Source organism: Streptomyces caatingaensis (genome assembly GCF_001187435.1).
Taxonomy (GTDB): domain Bacteria; phylum Actinomycetota; class Actinomycetes; order Streptomycetales; family Streptomycetaceae; genus Streptomyces; species Streptomyces caatingaensis.
Genome location: NZ_LFXA01000012.1, coordinates 1 through 14,470 on the forward strand (window position 1 = coordinate 1; position 14,470 = coordinate 14,470).

Genomic DNA, 14,470 nt, shown 5'->3' on the forward strand with positions numbered 1-14,470 from the left:
CCCGGCCGACGACTGTCGCCTCCGAACAGTGCCGCCGGGAGTGGGACCCGGGTGCTCAGGAACCGGGAGCGGGAGGTGGTTCCTTCACCCAGGTCAGCGTCGCCGATCGCAGGACGAAGCGAGCCCTGGGGTTGCAAGGGCAACAGATCCGACCTGCATGGCGTGATCTTCACCAGTCCACGCACGGACGTAACGAGCGGAGCTTGAGCCGTTGTTGTCGTTTGGGATCTTTGCGATCAGCCCTGCGATCTTGGACGGGCTCCCCTACGGCGTGGGTGGGGTTCCGGCTGCCCTGAGGCAGGGCCTCAAGGGGGCGTTGTCGAGAGAGCGCGTCACCGACGCTTCTTGATCCAGGTGATCAAGGCCGCGACTCCCAGGGGCACAACAACTGCCGCTTTCGCCGCAAGCTTCGCCGACAACCATCCGGTCCCGGGGGTCAACCAACCCAGCCACCAGGCAAGGGCTGCCAGCAGCCCAGCAGCCACCAGCGCGCCGACTGCGAACAGCACGCTCCGAAGACCGCCGCTGCCTCGTAACTCTCGTTTCCCTTCGCTCATGAGGGCGACTATAGGGGCATGCCGGAATGCTTCATTCCTGGACTGCCCGGTCCGACAGCCGACCGAGGCCGGGCCCGGCCGGCAGGTGTCAGGCTCCGCCACGAAGCGAGCAGCCGCACGTGCGCAGTCGCTACCGCACTGACCACACGAACGAGGTGCATCAGGTCTTCGGATGCGCGGGAACGACATGCCAGGTCTTGCAACTGTCTTGCACAGTTGGCGAATTGGCTGCCAGGTGCGGCTGGCGTTGCCTACGATGGCTGCCGTTGCATGGGCAGCCAGGTATCGGGAGGGAGCGGATGGGCTCCGTCGACACAGATGAGGTAGCCGCGGTACCAGGGCTGCGGGCAGCTGTCGGTTTCTACTCCGGCAAGGTCGGGCGGCTGCTGCAGAGGAAGTCGGAGCTCGAAGCCGAACTCGCCTTGTCGCCGCGGAGGTGGCGAAGGTATCCGCCACCCGTGACCAGTTGCGTGAGGCGCTTGAGGAGATCCTCGCGGATGCTCCGCCACCCGTGAACGAAGAAACAGCCCCGGACGGCCCGCGGGGGACGGCTCCCCGCAGACGGAGTCCGGGCCCAATACGGACCCGCCTCCCGGACAACAGGACAGGGCACCGGCCGATGACGATCCACCGCCTCCCCGGACAGAGGTTGCCGCAGGCCAGCGGACCGCGACGGGCGAGTTGATGGAGGCGGTCGAGCGGATTCTGGTGACTGCTGGGCGGTCGATGCCGGTGCGGGACATCACGGAGGCGCTCGGGCGGCCGACCCGGGGGAAGGCAGGGCGGGGGCCCTCGCGACGGTCCGCGGGACGTGCAAGCGGCTGGTGAAGAACGGCCGGGTCGTCGAGGAGCCGGTGGGCATGTTCGCCGTCGCCAGGGCCAACGGCTCACCGACGAAGGAGGCCGCCTAACGAGAGCCTGTTCATTGGGTGTTCCCTCCCCCTCGGCGGGGGAGGGAACCAGCTCCCTGAGGTGGCACCCTCGTACGGGAGCGCGGCGTGGTCCCGTTCGCAGTGGCTCACGCACTCCGAGGCTAGAGCAACTGGGCTCGCCTCGGGGGCGCGTGGCCTATTTTGTCGCCCCTTCGGCCGCCGATGCCGGGGGGCGGAAGGGCTGTTTTCCATGCGTACGGCGCATTCCTCCCCGGGCGGGTAGAGGGTGACGGCGAGGAAGTTCTCCAGGCGGGCGACGGTGGCGATGTCGGGCCAGCAGCGGCCGGCGATCAGGTCGGCGATGGCCTGCCGGTTGACTCCCGACCCTTCGGCGGCCCGCCGCAGACTGCGGCCCTGGTCCGCCAGGGTGGTGGCGAGGGTGCGGGCGATGTCCTGGACGACGGCGGCGGCGGGGTCGTCGATGAGGGCGTGGGGCCAGGTTTCCGGATCGCGGGCAAGATCGCGCGGCGGCCTGCTGCGGGTCAAACCTCCGACCATGTTGATGCACTCCTCTCGGTGAAGATCGGCTTCGATGCCTTCACCGGCTGCTTGTCCAGCCGATTTGGTTGGACCGTGACGTTGAGCCCTGAGGTTTCCCGGCGGATCCGCGACTACCGTCCCCGTCTGCCACACCGGCGGTGGGCGCCGGTCGCCGACCAGGTCAGAGCGACGGTGGCCGCGGCGGCTCCTGCCACCTGCTACGAGGCGGGGCATCTGCTGCATGTGGTGGGGCGGCTGGCGGTGTGGGCGGACGGCTGCGGGCTCCCGCGGGATCCCGGGGTGTGGATGCGGACCGAGACGATCGACGCGTTCGTGCTGTCGGGCTGTGCCGGCATGGACGGCTCCACCGTGCAGACCTACCGCTCCTGGCTGCGGCGGGTGCGTGAGGCCCTGGTGTGGGTGCAACGCGGTGAGGCGCCCGCTGCACGGCTGTCCTCGCCGCGCGACCCACAGCCTCCTTACGAGCGCGGGGAGTTGTCGCGGTTGCGGGCCTGGGCGGCCCAACTGCCGGGACAGGCCCGGCTGGACGGCCTGGCGCTGATGGCGCTGGGTGCCGGATGCGGCCTGGCACCCGGCGAGGTCCCCCGGGTCCGGGGCAGCCACATCCGCGTCACCACATCCGGCGTCGCGGTGCTGGACCAGGAGATGCTCGGCCGGCTGGTGGCCTGCCACACCGGATGGGAGACCGTGCTCGCCGAGCTGAGGGAGACGGCGGGGGCGGGTTTCCTGTTCCGGCCGGGCCGGAAGGTGGCGGCGGCGAAGAACCTCGTCTCGTCCTGGCCGCACCGTCACCGCCCGCATGCCGGTCTCCCGCCGCTGTCGGCCCGCCGGCTGCGGTCGACCTGGATCGTCCGGCTGCTGGCCGAAGGTGTCAGCCCGGCGGTTGTCGCATCGGCGGCGGGCATGGTCTCCCCGGCCGGCCTGGCCCCTATCACCGCTGGGTCCCGCCGCTGACGGACAAGGAGGTCGTCCGGCTCCTGCGCGGTCGCCGCCGGTGAGGCCCCGGCCCGAAGGTGAGGAGCTGGCGGCACGGTTGCTGCGGCCAAGGCTCCGTCCCGGCCGGCTGACCGAGATACCCGACTCCAAGGTCGGGCAGCTGCTGTCGGTGCTGGACCGCTCCGGCCTGCCCCAGCGGCTGGAGGAGCTGTTGGACGGCCGTCCGGGGCCGCCGGGCGTGCGGCCGCGCACGGTGCTGGCCGGGCTGATGCTCGCCGTCTACTACACCGGGCGGGCCACCGTCGCCGAAGCGTGGCGGATACTGCATTTCCGCCTGCGGCCAACAGCCCGCGTCTGGCTGGGCATTCCCCAGGCGCCGCCGGGCTCGGCCCGGGAGTGCGTCGCTGCCAGCCGCCGTCTCTACCGGGGTCTGGACCGCATCACCACGGTCCTGGACCCGGCCCGCTGCGACCGGCGCCGACGCCTGCCCCAGGCGGACGCCGATGCCCACGCGGCGGCATGGGACACCCCGGCCGGACGCCAGGCTGCCGGCCGTCTGCAGAAGCTGGCCAACGACCTCGTCCTGACTCCGGTCAGAATCGCCCAGCAGCGCGGGCACTTGCGCGGCTGGCGCGGCGACATCGGAGTCGACGCGACCGCCATCCCCGTCCTGGCCAAGCCCGACAGCGAGTTCTCCGGCACGGCCTCGGTCGAGATCACCGCGGGTTTGCACTTCAGCGGCGGCTCCGACGAAGGCGTCTTCGGTTACAGCGCCACCTTCCTCGTCGCCGCCCACACCCGCCCCGCACACGTCACCGGGACGACCCCGGCGAAGACGACGGCCTACCCGCAGCTGTGCCTCGGCCTGGTCCTGGACACCCCCACCGTCCGCACCGGCCCCAACGCGATCACCCTGCTGCGGCAGCTGGACGAACTCCAGCTGCCCAAAGGCACCTGCGCGGCCGACCGCGCCTACACCGGATGTAGCCCACAGCACTTCCAGGTCCCCGCCCGCCGCCTCGGCTACCGCCTCGCCCTCGACTACAAGGTCAAGGAACGGGGACTCCAGGGCACCTGGCAAGGGGCTCTCCTGGTCGACGGCTCGCTCGCCTGCCCGCGCATGCCCACCGCACTGGTCGAGGCCACACACGGCGCGGACGACAAGGCCGTACGCATCCGCAGCGACGAACTCAAGGAAGCCATCGCACAACGCCGGCCGTACTTCCTCAAACTCAAGGAGAGCGCCGACGCCCGGGGCACCGTCCGGCTGCAGTGCCCGGCCGCCGGTCCGTCCCCATCGGTGAACTGCCCCCGCCGCAACCGCCTCCGCCCCAACCAGCCACGCTCCTCCGGGCCGCCCCCGACGGTGGTCAACCTGGCCGATACCCGGTCCCGGGCCGCTCATCCCGCCGCCCGGCCCACGGTCCAGCTCCCCGACAACGAGTGGCTCGACCTGCCCCCTCAAGAAGACCTGCCTGCCGTCTGCGGGGCATCCGCCATCAGCGTCCCCGCCGACGCCCGCGGCGACCTGAAGACCGCGAAGTACCGGCAGGACACGCACTACCTCAGCCCCACCTGGGACCACACCTACAAACCCATCCGCTCCCACAACGAAGGCATCAACGGCCGCCTCAAGAGCGGTGACATGGACATCGGCAACCCGAAACACCGGCCCGCCCCCGGACAGGTCACCCAGACCCTCCTGATCGCCATCATGACCACCATCGGGAACCTGGACATCCTGGAAACCTGGCTCTACCAACACACCGGGGCCACCCTCGACAACGACACCGGCCTCAGCCGCGAACCCCACGGCACTCCCGGGCCAGATCACCCAGCAGCCCAACCACCGGGAAACACCGGACGGCCGCCCCCGCGCGTCACCTGACCCACGCACACGACAACGACAAAGCAGCACCGCCAGCCCCGGCCACCCGGGGCCCGCCCCCCTGCCCTCACAACGGCAAGTCGGCGCATCAGAAGGCTGATACCCCCACCACGCCGCCATCCACCACCCCGAACAGACATCGAACGGCCCCTGGAAACGCAGAAATCCCGCCCGATCAAAACGATCAGACGGGATTTCATCAACCGATCCTGAGCTAACTCAAGAACGGCCCCGGGCCGTGGGTCGTTCGTCTGCCGTGTGCATTCCTGTTCTCCTCGCGGGGCCGTTCTCCCCACCGGGCCGGCCGCGACGGCTCGGTGGGGAGAACGGCCAGGTCGTCGACGGTTCAGGTGGCGGGCGGGCTGAACCAGATCGGGAAGCCCACCGGGTGGCCGATCGTCAGCGCCGGCACGGTGATGAACACCAGGGCCGCCGCGACGGCGACGGTCATGTACCCGACCCCGGCCAGCAGCCGGACACCTCCCTGGGCGGGGCGCGGCAGCCGCAGGGAGCCTTCGAGGATCCACACTTCCCGGCCCGGTGGGGCGTAGAGGGTCATCAGGACCATGGGCATCACCACGAGGAAGATCATGGATACGGGTGAGGAGAGCGGCAGTTGGTAGTAGTGGCCCTCGAAGAGCGTGAGGTGCGGCAGGGCGTAGACGTAGCCGTACCCGCCGACGCGCTGATAGGTCTGCTCCATGGGGATGTCCAGCACCAGACAGGCCAGGGCCGTGACCGTGGCCACCCGGGCGCGGCTCCACTGCGGCCGGCGTCGCCGGACACGGGTCGCGATCGTCACCCCCATGAAGATCCAGAGGATCAGGGCGAGGTAGGCGCCGATGGTGAGCAGGCTCTCCACTTCGGCCCTCACTCCGGCTTGCGGGCCGGACCAGCCGGGCAGGTACGGTCCCCAGCTGAGGACGTTGAGGCCGTACCGGTTGTGCCCGATGGTGTGGGTGGACGCGTTGAGGTAGCCGTCCTGCCAGAAGGACAGGCAGCAGCCGGCGAACAGCGCGGCGGGCAGCGTGACGCGCCCGGCTGTGCGGGACCGCCGCCAGGACCACCAGGCCGTCCCCGCGCAGCCCGCGAGGAGCACGGCCTCCGCCACACGGGTGGCGATCTTCAGGGCGGTGGGGATCGTATAGCCCCCGGCGGGGTAGGCATGGGCGTTTCCGTCGGCTGCCCAGCGGGCGAACACCCACAGTTGGCAGGCGACGCCCGCCGCACCGATCGCCGCCCAGCCCACTGCCGGGCACCGCCAGCGCCGCGGGAGAGCGGCCGCGCGGGCGGAGGGTGCGGGTGAGGCCGAGGATGTGTGCGCCATGGGGACGGCACCTCTCCTGGGAGCCGGTGGTGATCAGCTGCGGGTGTTCTGGCCGGTGGGCGGCGCCTATTCCTGCCGGGCGCCCGGCCGGGGGCGGGATGCGGAGGGGGATGCGGGTGGTTGCGGGCCGGTGCCCAGCTGCTCCAGGAGCCAGTCGGCGAGGCCGGCGGCGTTGGGCCTGACCCAGATGACCCCGGGTTTGATGCTGACCTTCAGGGCGTTCTGAAGACGCTGTTGCAGTTGGACGGCACCGAGGGAGTCCAGGCCGAGCACGACCAGGCTGGTGTGCGCCCCGATGTGACGGGTGGTGTTGCCGAGGATGTCGCGGACCTGGTCGACGACGAACGCCTCCAGGATCCGGCGGCGTTCGGCGTCGCCGTCGGCCGCAAGCAGGTCCTCGCGTACGGGCGCGGCGGTGACCGCCGCCGGGGTACCGGTGCCGGTGAGGAGGTCGGCCAGGAGGGTGGAGTGCCGCAGGGCGGGGTAGGGCGCGGTCCACCGGGCCACGTCGATGGGTGAGTAGGCGAGTTGCCGGTGGCCGTCGGTCAGGATGCGTTCGAGCGCGAGGACGCCGTCCTGCGGCGAGATCAGTACGAAGCCCTGCCGGGCGAGGTGCCGGCCACGGCCGACCCGGCCCCAGGCGCCCCAGTGGATGCCGGTGGCCGGCAGGCCCTGGCCGAGCCTGTGGGCCACCAACGCGTCGAGGTAGGCGTTGGCGGCGGCGTACGCGGCCTGGCCGGGTGAGCCGATCAGGGAGGCGAGGGAGGAGTAGACGGCGAAGAAGTCCAGGTCGGCGTCGAGGGTGGCCCGGTGCAGGGCCCAGGCGCCATCGGCCTTGCCGCGCCACACCCGCCGCAGCAGGTCCTCGCCGAGGCTGCCGAGGGTGGCGTCCTCGACGACCCCGGCGGCGTGCACGATGCCGCGCAGTTCGGGACCGCCGTCGGTGGCGACGCGTACGGCCCGGCCGACGGTGGCGGGGTCGGCGATGTCGCCACCGAGCACCGCGATGTCGGCCGCGGTCGACCGGCGCAGTCCCGCCACTTCCCGTGCCGCCTCCGCGGACGGTGCGGAGCGGCCCACGGCCACGACGCGTGCGGCTCCCCGTTCGGCCAGCCAGCGCACCGTGAGCAGGCCCAGCCCGCCGAGCCCGCCGGTCACCAGGTACGCCGCGCCCGGACGGACCGGCCGCGGCAGCGGCGCGCCTGCTGCCCCGGGGCCGGGACGTACGCGGGCGAGGTAGCGGTTGCCGTGCCACCAGGCGATCTCGGTGATCGGCTGGTCGGCCGCCAGCAGATCGTCGAGCGCCCGGTCGAGTGGGGTGGCACGGTCCAGCTCGATGCTGCTGGCGCGTAGTTCGGGATGCTCGAAGGCGGCGACGCGCAGCAGGCCGTGCGGCCCCGCCCCGGCCAGGGCCGTCTCGTCGCCGCGCCGGACCAGCCACAGCCGGGGCGGATCGGCGTGGGACACGAGCTGCTGGATGACGCTGACGGCACGGGCGGTGTTCTCCCGTGCGGCCGTGGGTGGTGCGGTGCCGTTCTCGCGGCCGCCGAGCACGAGGACGACTCCTGTGCACGGAGGGCCGGTCGGGTCGTCGAGCGCGGCGGCCAGCGAGGGCACGGCGGTGCGGGCCGAGGTCGGGTGGGTCAGCAGACGGCTGCTCGCGGCGCGGGTGCCGAGAAGAGCGCTCAGCCGGTCGGCCCACAGAGTCTCCTCCGGGGCGACGACCAGCCAGTGCTGGTCCGTCGGCTCTTGCTCCGGCGCCGGCCGGCCGGGTTCGGGTACCCACTCCAGGTGGGCGAGCCGTGCGGCGTAGCGCTGCTCGGGCGGGGTGATGTTGGCCAGGCGCAGGCCACGGACCTCGGCCACGACGGTGCCGTCGGCGGTGGCCAGGACGCCGGAGGCGGTGCAGGCCAGGTCGTCGGCTTCCCGCAGGTGCACCGAGGCGTAGCGGGTGTGGCCGGTGGGGCCGTGGAGGCGGATTTCGTCGATACCGGCGACGACGACGGGGCCGGGGCTGGTGGGGCAGTAGGCGAGCCAGGCGGCCACCACGGTCTGCACCAGTTCGTCGGCGAGCGCGGGATGCAGCCGCAGCCGGTGTGCGGAGATGCGGGCGGTGTCGGCGACGCGCAGATGGGAGACGGCGCGATCGTGGTCGGGGTGGAGCCGGATGCGGTCGACGGCGGTGAAGGCGGGGCCGTGGAAGACGTCGTGCCGTTCGCGGAAGTGCCGGTAGAGGTCGGCCGGTGTCGCGTCGCTCCACTCGGGTGTGGTGAGCGAGGACAGGTCGAGCCGCGGGACGGGGCTGCTCCCGGCAAGGGGCCGCACCGTGGCGTGCGCGTGCACGACGGTTCCGTCCCCGGTGCGGGTGAGCACCTCGGCGTGCGCACGATCGCCCTTGTCGACGAGCCGGGTGGTGACGTCCGGCTCCGGTTCGAGCACCAGCGGGGCCTTGAGCCGCATGTCCTCGACCGCGACGCGGTCGGTGCCGAACACCTGGGCGCCGGCGGCCAGGAGCATCTCGGCGAGCCCGGTGCCCGGCAGCACGGGCGTGCCGGCGACCTGGTGGTCGCCGAGCCACGGCAGCCGGGCGGGGCCGACGGGGGTGTGCCACAGATGCCGCTCAGGTGCGTCGGGGTCCTGGACGTAGCCGCCCAGCAGCGGGTGCTGGGCGGCTCCGACCAGGTGCGGTGCGACGAGCCGGTACGGGGGCTCGTCGCCGCCGTGGCGGGTGCGGTGCCAGGCGGTGCCGGGCACATCGGCGAGCTCGCCTTCGCCGTCCCCCGCCCAGGTGATGCCTTCGTATCCGGCGCAGTGGACCGCGGCCAGGTGGGAGAGGAACGCCTCCGTGTCGTCGCTGCCCTGCAGCAGCGTGCCGACCGCCACCGCGTCGTGGGCGCCGTCGGCCTGGGCGGTGTCCAGGACGGGGCGCACGGCGAGCGGGTGGGCGGTGCATTCGATGAACAGGCGGTGGCCGTCGGCGAGCGCCGCCGAGACAGCGTCGCGGAACCGGACGGTGGCGCGCTGGTTGCTCACCCAGTAGTCGGCGTCCAGCAGGCCGGGGGCACGGGGGTCGGCGCTGACGGTGGAGTAGAAGCCGCTGCCGGGTTCGGCCGCGGGGATCTCGGCCAGGGCCGAACGCAGCGCGTCCAGGATCGGGTCCACCTGCGGGGAGTGGGAGGCCACCTCCACGTCGATCGTCTTCGCCGTGGCCCCGGCCGCGTTCCACGCCTCCACCAGGGCGGTGACCCGGGCCGCGGCGCCGGAGATCACGGTGTTCCGCGGGGAGGTGATCACTCCCAGGCACACATCGTGGGCGCCGGCCTCCTCGATCGCGGCGCGGACGGTTTCGGCATCCAGCATCACCGAGGCCATGGCGCCGCCGGAGATGGTGGCCAGCAGTGCCGAGCGGCGGCAGATGATCTTCACGCCGTTCTCGGGTGCGAGGACGCCCGCGACCACGGCGGCGGCGACTTCGCCGAGAGACTGCCCGATCACCGCTGCCGGAACGACGCCCCACGATCGCCACAGCCGGGCGAGCGCGACCTGGACGCCGAAGAGCACCGGCTGGATCCGCTCGATCCCTCGCAGCCGGCCGGGCTCGGCGATCATCTGCCGGAGCGAGAACCCGGCCTCGGCGCGGATGAGGGGTTCCAGTGCGTCGACGGCGGCCGCGAACACCGGCTCGTCGGCCAGCAGACCCTGGCACATCCGCGGACGCTGGGAGCCCTGCCCGGTGAACACGAACACCGCGCCCGCGTGCTCAGGCGGCAGCACCCGGGCCCCGCCGACCACCCCGTCCGCCTGCTTCCCGGCGGCGAACGCCCTCGCGCGGCCGGCCAGTTGCCGGTGGTCGCGGGCGATCAGCACGAGTCGCTGGTCGGCGTGGGAACGGCGCACGGCCAGGGTGTGCGCCACATCCGCCAACGGCACGGCCGCGCCCTCTCCCTCCACCCAGTCCGCCAGCCGCGACGAGGCCGCCGCCAGGGACTGCGCCGAGTGGCCGGACAGCGGGAACAGCCGGGCCCTCTCCCCCGGGCCGCCGGTGTCACGGCGGCGTCGCCTCGGCCTGCCGAGCGGAGCTTCCAGCACGAGGTGCGCGTTGGTCCCGGTCACCCCGTAGGAGCACACCGCCGCCAGCCGGCCCTTTCCGGGGACCGGCCACGAGGTGAGCTTCGTGGGCACGAACAGCCGGGAGGACGGCCGCCGTTCGATCGCCGGATTCCACTGGCTGAAGTGCAGGTTCGGCGGGATGTGTCCACGGCGCAGGCACTCCGTCGCCTTGATGATCCCGGCGATGCCGGAGGCCGGCTCGCTGTGCCCGATGTTCGTCTTGACCGAACCGAGCGCGCACCGCCCCTTCCCCCGGCCGTAGACGGCGTCGATCGAGGTGTACTCGACCGGGTCGCCGACCGCCGTACCGGGCCCGTGCGCCTCCACCAGCCCGACCTCGCCCGGCTCGATACCCGCCTTGGCCACCGTCTCGCGGAACAGCTCCTGTTGGAGCCGCGTGGACGGCGCGGTCAGCCGGGTCGACTGCCCGTCGTTGTTCACCGCGCTGCCGCGGATCACCGCCAGCACCCGGTCCCCCGCCCGCCGCGCGTCCGCCAGCCGCTTGAGCACCAGCACCCCGGCGCCCTCCCCGCGCACGTATCCGTCGGCCCGTGCGTCGAAGGCGTGGCAGGCGCCCTGTCGCGACAGCAGCAGCGGCGCCTCGTAGTAGTGGGTCTCCGGTGACAACATGAGCAGCACCGCCCCCGCCAGCGCCACGTCGCACTCGCCCAGCGTCAGAGCGCCGCACGCCGTGTCCACCGCCACCAGGCCCGACGAGCAGTGCGTGCTGATCACCATCACCGGCCCGCGCAGATCCAGCGCGAACGCCACCCGCCCCGCGGCCCCGGCCGTGAAATTGCCGAAGAGGTATGGGCTGTTGGGGGCGTCTTCCACCGGGCGGGCCTCGCGGAAGAGATTGTCGGGAGCGTAGGTGCCCACATACACACCCGCCCGTGAGCCCCGCAGACGGTCCACGGGAATGCCCGCGTGCTCCACCGCCTCCCAGGCCACCTCCATCAGCAGCCGGAACTGCGGGTCCACCCAGCGCTGTTCCGCCGGCGCCACGGAGAACGCCTGCGGGTCCCACGCCCACACATCACCGTCCAGAAAACAACCCCAGTCCGCACGCATCGCTTCCTCGGGGTCGTGGCAGGCCGCGAGCCGTGCGGCGTCCCACCGCTCGGCGGGCACCCGGCCCACCGTCGAGCGTCCCTGGGCCGCCAGTTGCCACAGGCCGCCCGGACTCTCCACCCCGCCGGGAAACCTGCAGCCCATACCGACGATCGCGATCGGTTCCGCATTCGACGCAGACACAGCAGCCCCCTGCTATTCCGCGATCGCCGTGCTGTAGGCGAACCGGAACACGGGCACCATACGACCCCGCACCTGCTCCCTGACGCCGGTGTCGGTGAAATGCTGATGCCGCCCGTAGAAAGCCACGACGAGACACGGAGAGGTGAGATCGGCACCGTCTGGAATGCGATAGACACGCGGGAGTTCCGGTGGGCCTCCCAGGAGGACGACCCACTGCCTCACGTCCGTCACCCTCTTGTCGGCCATCTGGGAAACCTCCTGCCCTTCCCCAGAACCACCTCACGGCTCACGTGCAAGGAAAATGAGCGGAACCAGTGCCTCAGGTTCCACTTTCAGTGAACGTGTGGGGTTCCGACTCCCGCAAGACGCAGTAAAAGGGCGCTCGTTGCAAACGGCGCGCATAAGGCCCGGGTGGCTCGCGCCGTCAGAAGCTCCGTGTACCATCGGCGGGCCCACGCGATGCGATGGCCATATTTTCATCGACGTGTGCGCCGGTGAATCCCCCGTCCACGGTTCGGCATGCCATTCGACCAGGCGATGGAGGTCGCGCCGGCCTCGGGCCGCGTCAGCCTTCGCCCGGGGGCTGGGCGTCCCCCGGGCCAGCATGTGGGGAACTTCGATAACTCCGCGTTCCAATACGTCCTGTCGTTTACGTCCTGTCGTTCCCTGAAACCGGCGCACTCACCGGCGTCGCGCTGTGGCGGTTCCGTGACGAGGCAGCCGATATCAACGTCACGTTCCGCCGGGCCGGACGCAGCGATCCGGGAAGAGATGCGCCGTCCGCGGTACGGGTCAGGTGGCCGTTGACGACCTGACCGGGCGGCTCCGGCATCCGCTGCGGATCGGCGACGACCGCGTCCCGGCCCGCGAACAGCGCCATGGCGCCAACCGGCGCGCCGGCGACGGCTAGACGGGCCAGCGACTCCAGGTGCCCGCACAGGCCCGCGTCGGGGCGCGACTGTCAAGGGACGGCCAGGTGCGGGCAGTCGCCGAGCATGGCGCGCACCAGGCCGGTGAGCACGGTTCCCGGGCCCGCGTCGAAGAAGACCCGCGCCCCGGCCGCGTACATCGACTCGATCTGTTCCGCGAAGCGCACGGGCGCCGCGATCTGGCCGGCGAGGCGGGCGCGCACCCCGGCGGGGTCCTCCAGTAGCGGGTCGCCGTGAGGTTGGACCGCACCGGGAGCTCGGGTGTGCGCACGGCGAAGGAGGACAGCGCCTCACCGAACGCCTCCGCCGCGCCCGCCACGCTCGACCACAATGGCCGCCGCCCCTGCTCAAGGCGGTACCCGGCGACCGGCGTCGGCCTGTAGCCCCTGCCGTCGCCGTGCCGGGCGGCGAACGGACGCGCCGCCCTATGCGCACCGACCCCGGCGGGAGCCGGGGCCTCGACGACTACCTCACGCGGGACTACGCCCGCAACATCGGTGCCGAGATCATGGGCCGCAACAAGTTCGGGCCTCAGCGCGGTCCCTGGCGCGACCATGAATGGTGCGGCTGGTGGGGTGACGAGCCCCCGTTCCGCACCCCGGTGTTCGTCATGACGCACCACAAGCGTCCTTCGTTCACGCTCTCCGACACCACGTTCCACTTTGTCGACGGCGACCCGGCCACAATCCTCGAGCAGGCGCGGGAGGCAGCGGTGGGCAAGGACGTCCGACTCGGCGGAGGGGTTACCACCATCCGGCAGTTCCTTGACGCGGATCTCGTCGACACCATGCACGTGGCGGTCTCGCCCGTAAAGCTCGGGTCGGGGCTGCGGCTTTGGGAGTCCCCCGACGAGCTGCTCGATCGGTTCCACCTGGAAGTCGTGCCCAGCCCGAGCGGGGTGACGCACCACCTGTTCTGGCGAAAGTGACACGAGGGGCCCGCGGTCGTGCGCGGGCTGGGGAGGCGGGTGACCAGGTTCGAGGCGTCAGCCACTTCGCGGAGGTGGACGATCCCCTCGTGCTGTACGGCGAGCCCGGCCAGGGCCTGGGTCAGCCGCTCCTTCAGCTTCGCGTTCGCTGCCTCGGGCCGGGTGATCTGATTCACGCGGGCCAGGGTTCTCGCCGACCCGCTGCAGTGCCTGGAGGCGGCGCTCAAACTCGGTGCGGAAAGCTGCCCAATGAAGATCTCGGTGCATGCGGCGTGCTCGGCCCAGACGGGGCGGTGGCAGAGGGTGATGGGCAGCACGCCGAGTTGCACATGCGGTGCGGGTTCGCGTGTACTCGGTGAGGATTCCGCTGAGTTATCGGACAAGGACGCGGTTCTTGGGGCCGGCGCAGCGGAGTCCTTGGGCCCGCCGTGCCGAGTGACGGTCGGATTCTTGGGCTGGCCACAACTTGGCGGACGATCGGCCAACTCCCGCGATACCACGGCATCCTGGCGCATCTTTTCCCAAGCGTTTTCTCACTTCGCCCCTGCTGTCGCGTTCCTAGCCGGCACCAACTACCGTTCATGTCAGAATACTTGCCATAAAACGAGGTCACGACGGGCCGGCGGACGGGCGGGAGGCAACGGATCCGAGCGGATCTCCGCCCGCAGCGCGTCGATGCCGATGGCGGGCCTGCCCGGAGGCAATCGCGGAGCGGTGCCGTCACGCGGCGGGGCGAAGATCTGCCGAACGGTGAGTCCGGGGCCAGAGCCGGGCCTACAGGCGCCGGGCCCCCGAAGCCGAACGCGCCCGCAGCGCCGTCCGGACCAGCACCGCGCCGCACGGGCCGCCCACGACGCCGACGTCGGCCGCCTCCAGGACATGCCGCCGAAGGTCGTCCCCGACCCCACTCCTGACGACGGGGACGAACTCGCCGCCACCCCGCCCCGCTTCAATCTCGGCGACCTCGGCTCGCTGGAGGTCTGGGACCCGCACCAGCTGGCAGCGAGGTCGCTCGTCTTGGGGGCCGCCTGCCCGACAGGTCATCACGAACCTGACCTCGTGTGACTACGCCGATGCCCTGGGGAATCGGTGCCTCGCTACCAGCTGT

Annotated in this window: 9 protein-coding genes and 1 pseudogene; 4 read left to right on the top strand and 6 right to left on the bottom strand. The window is 71.8% G+C overall.

The genetic code is table 11. The annotated features are described in order from the left end of the window. Positions 1 to 332: 332 nt before the first annotated feature. Positions 333 to 557, bottom strand: coding sequence for a hypothetical protein (locus tag AC230_RS32645; protein ID WP_157868467.1), 225 nt, complete (start codon positions 555 to 557; stop codon positions 333 to 335). A gap of 887 nt (positions 558 to 1,444) precedes the next feature. Beyond that, positions 1,445 to 1,975 (bottom strand): helix-turn-helix domain-containing protein, encoded by a 531-nt coding sequence (locus AC230_RS33075; protein ID WP_206743349.1) that lies wholly within the window; start codon positions 1,973 to 1,975, stop codon positions 1,445 to 1,447. Positions 1,976 to 2,062: 87 nt separating this feature from the next. Here AC230_RS33075 and AC230_RS19055 point away from each other — a divergent pair, with 87 nt between their 5' ends. Together AC230_RS19055 and AC230_RS19060 are read left to right on the top strand one after the other, a co-directional pair. Then, the gene (locus AC230_RS19055) at positions 2,063 to 2,944 is read left to right on the top strand and encodes a hypothetical protein (RefSeq protein WP_241833283.1); all 882 of its coding nucleotides are present in this window, start codon (positions 2,063 to 2,065) and stop codon (positions 2,942 to 2,944) included. Between the two features lie 79 nt (positions 2,945 to 3,023). Continuing rightward, positions 3,024 to 4,814: a hypothetical protein gene (locus AC230_RS19060; RefSeq protein ID WP_078870844.1), complete on the top strand. Its 1,791-nt coding sequence runs from the start codon at positions 3,024 to 3,026 to the stop codon at positions 4,812 to 4,814. A 346-nt stretch (positions 4,815 to 5,160) separates the two neighbouring features. Here the strand turns inward: AC230_RS19060 and AC230_RS19065 are convergent, their stop codons facing one another. The 4 genes from AC230_RS19065 to AC230_RS32650 all read right to left on the bottom strand — a co-directional run bounded on the left by AC230_RS19065 (position 5,161) and on the right by AC230_RS32650 (position 12,637). After that, positions 5,161 to 6,141, bottom strand: a complete 981-nt coding sequence (locus tag AC230_RS19065) for a spirocyclase AveC family protein (protein ID WP_078871383.1) — start codon at positions 6,139 to 6,141, stop codon at positions 5,161 to 5,163. A gap of 66 nt (positions 6,142 to 6,207) precedes the next feature. Then, positions 6,208 to 11,505: a type I polyketide synthase gene (locus tag AC230_RS19070; RefSeq protein ID WP_277816917.1), complete on the bottom strand. Its 5,298-nt coding sequence runs from the start codon at positions 11,503 to 11,505 to the stop codon at positions 6,208 to 6,210. A 12-nt stretch (positions 11,506 to 11,517) separates the two neighbouring features. Continuing rightward, positions 11,518 to 11,751 (bottom strand): DUF5988 family protein, encoded by a 234-nt coding sequence (locus tag AC230_RS19075; protein WP_049717510.1) that lies wholly within the window; start codon positions 11,749 to 11,751, stop codon positions 11,518 to 11,520. 715 nt (positions 11,752 to 12,466) lie between these two features. After that, on the bottom strand, positions 12,467 to 12,637 hold the full coding sequence (locus AC230_RS32650) for a hypothetical protein (protein ID WP_157868603.1): 171 nt from the start codon (positions 12,635 to 12,637) through the stop codon (positions 12,467 to 12,469). Between the two features lie 221 nt (positions 12,638 to 12,858). On the opposite strand from AC230_RS32650, the pseudogene AC230_RS19080 reads away from it, so the two are divergent. Then, positions 12,859 to 13,362 (top strand): annotated as a pseudogene (locus AC230_RS19080) (dihydrofolate reductase family protein); the annotation flags it as partial. A gap of 879 nt (positions 13,363 to 14,241) precedes the next feature. Beyond that, the gene (locus AC230_RS32655) at positions 14,242 to 14,427 is read left to right on the top strand and encodes a hypothetical protein (protein ID WP_157868604.1); all 186 of its coding nucleotides are present in this window, start codon (positions 14,242 to 14,244) and stop codon (positions 14,425 to 14,427) included. Positions 14,428 to 14,470 lie beyond the last annotated feature (43 nt).

Coding starts and splice junctions, on each gene's coding strand:
- AC230_RS32645 (WP_157868467.1), bottom strand. CDS start 557: ATGAGCGAAGGGAAACGAGAGTTACGAGGCAGCGGCGGTCTTCGGAGC.
- AC230_RS19065 (WP_078871383.1), bottom strand. CDS start 6,141: ATGGCGCACACATCCTCGGCCTCACCCGCACCCTCCGCCCGCGCGGCC.
- AC230_RS19075 (WP_049717510.1), bottom strand. CDS start 11,751: ATGGCCGACAAGAGGGTGACGGACGTGAGGCAGTGGGTCGTCCTCCTG.
- AC230_RS32655 (WP_157868604.1), top strand. CDS start 14,242: ATGCCGCCGAAGGTCGTCCCCGACCCCACTCCTGACGACGGGGACGAA.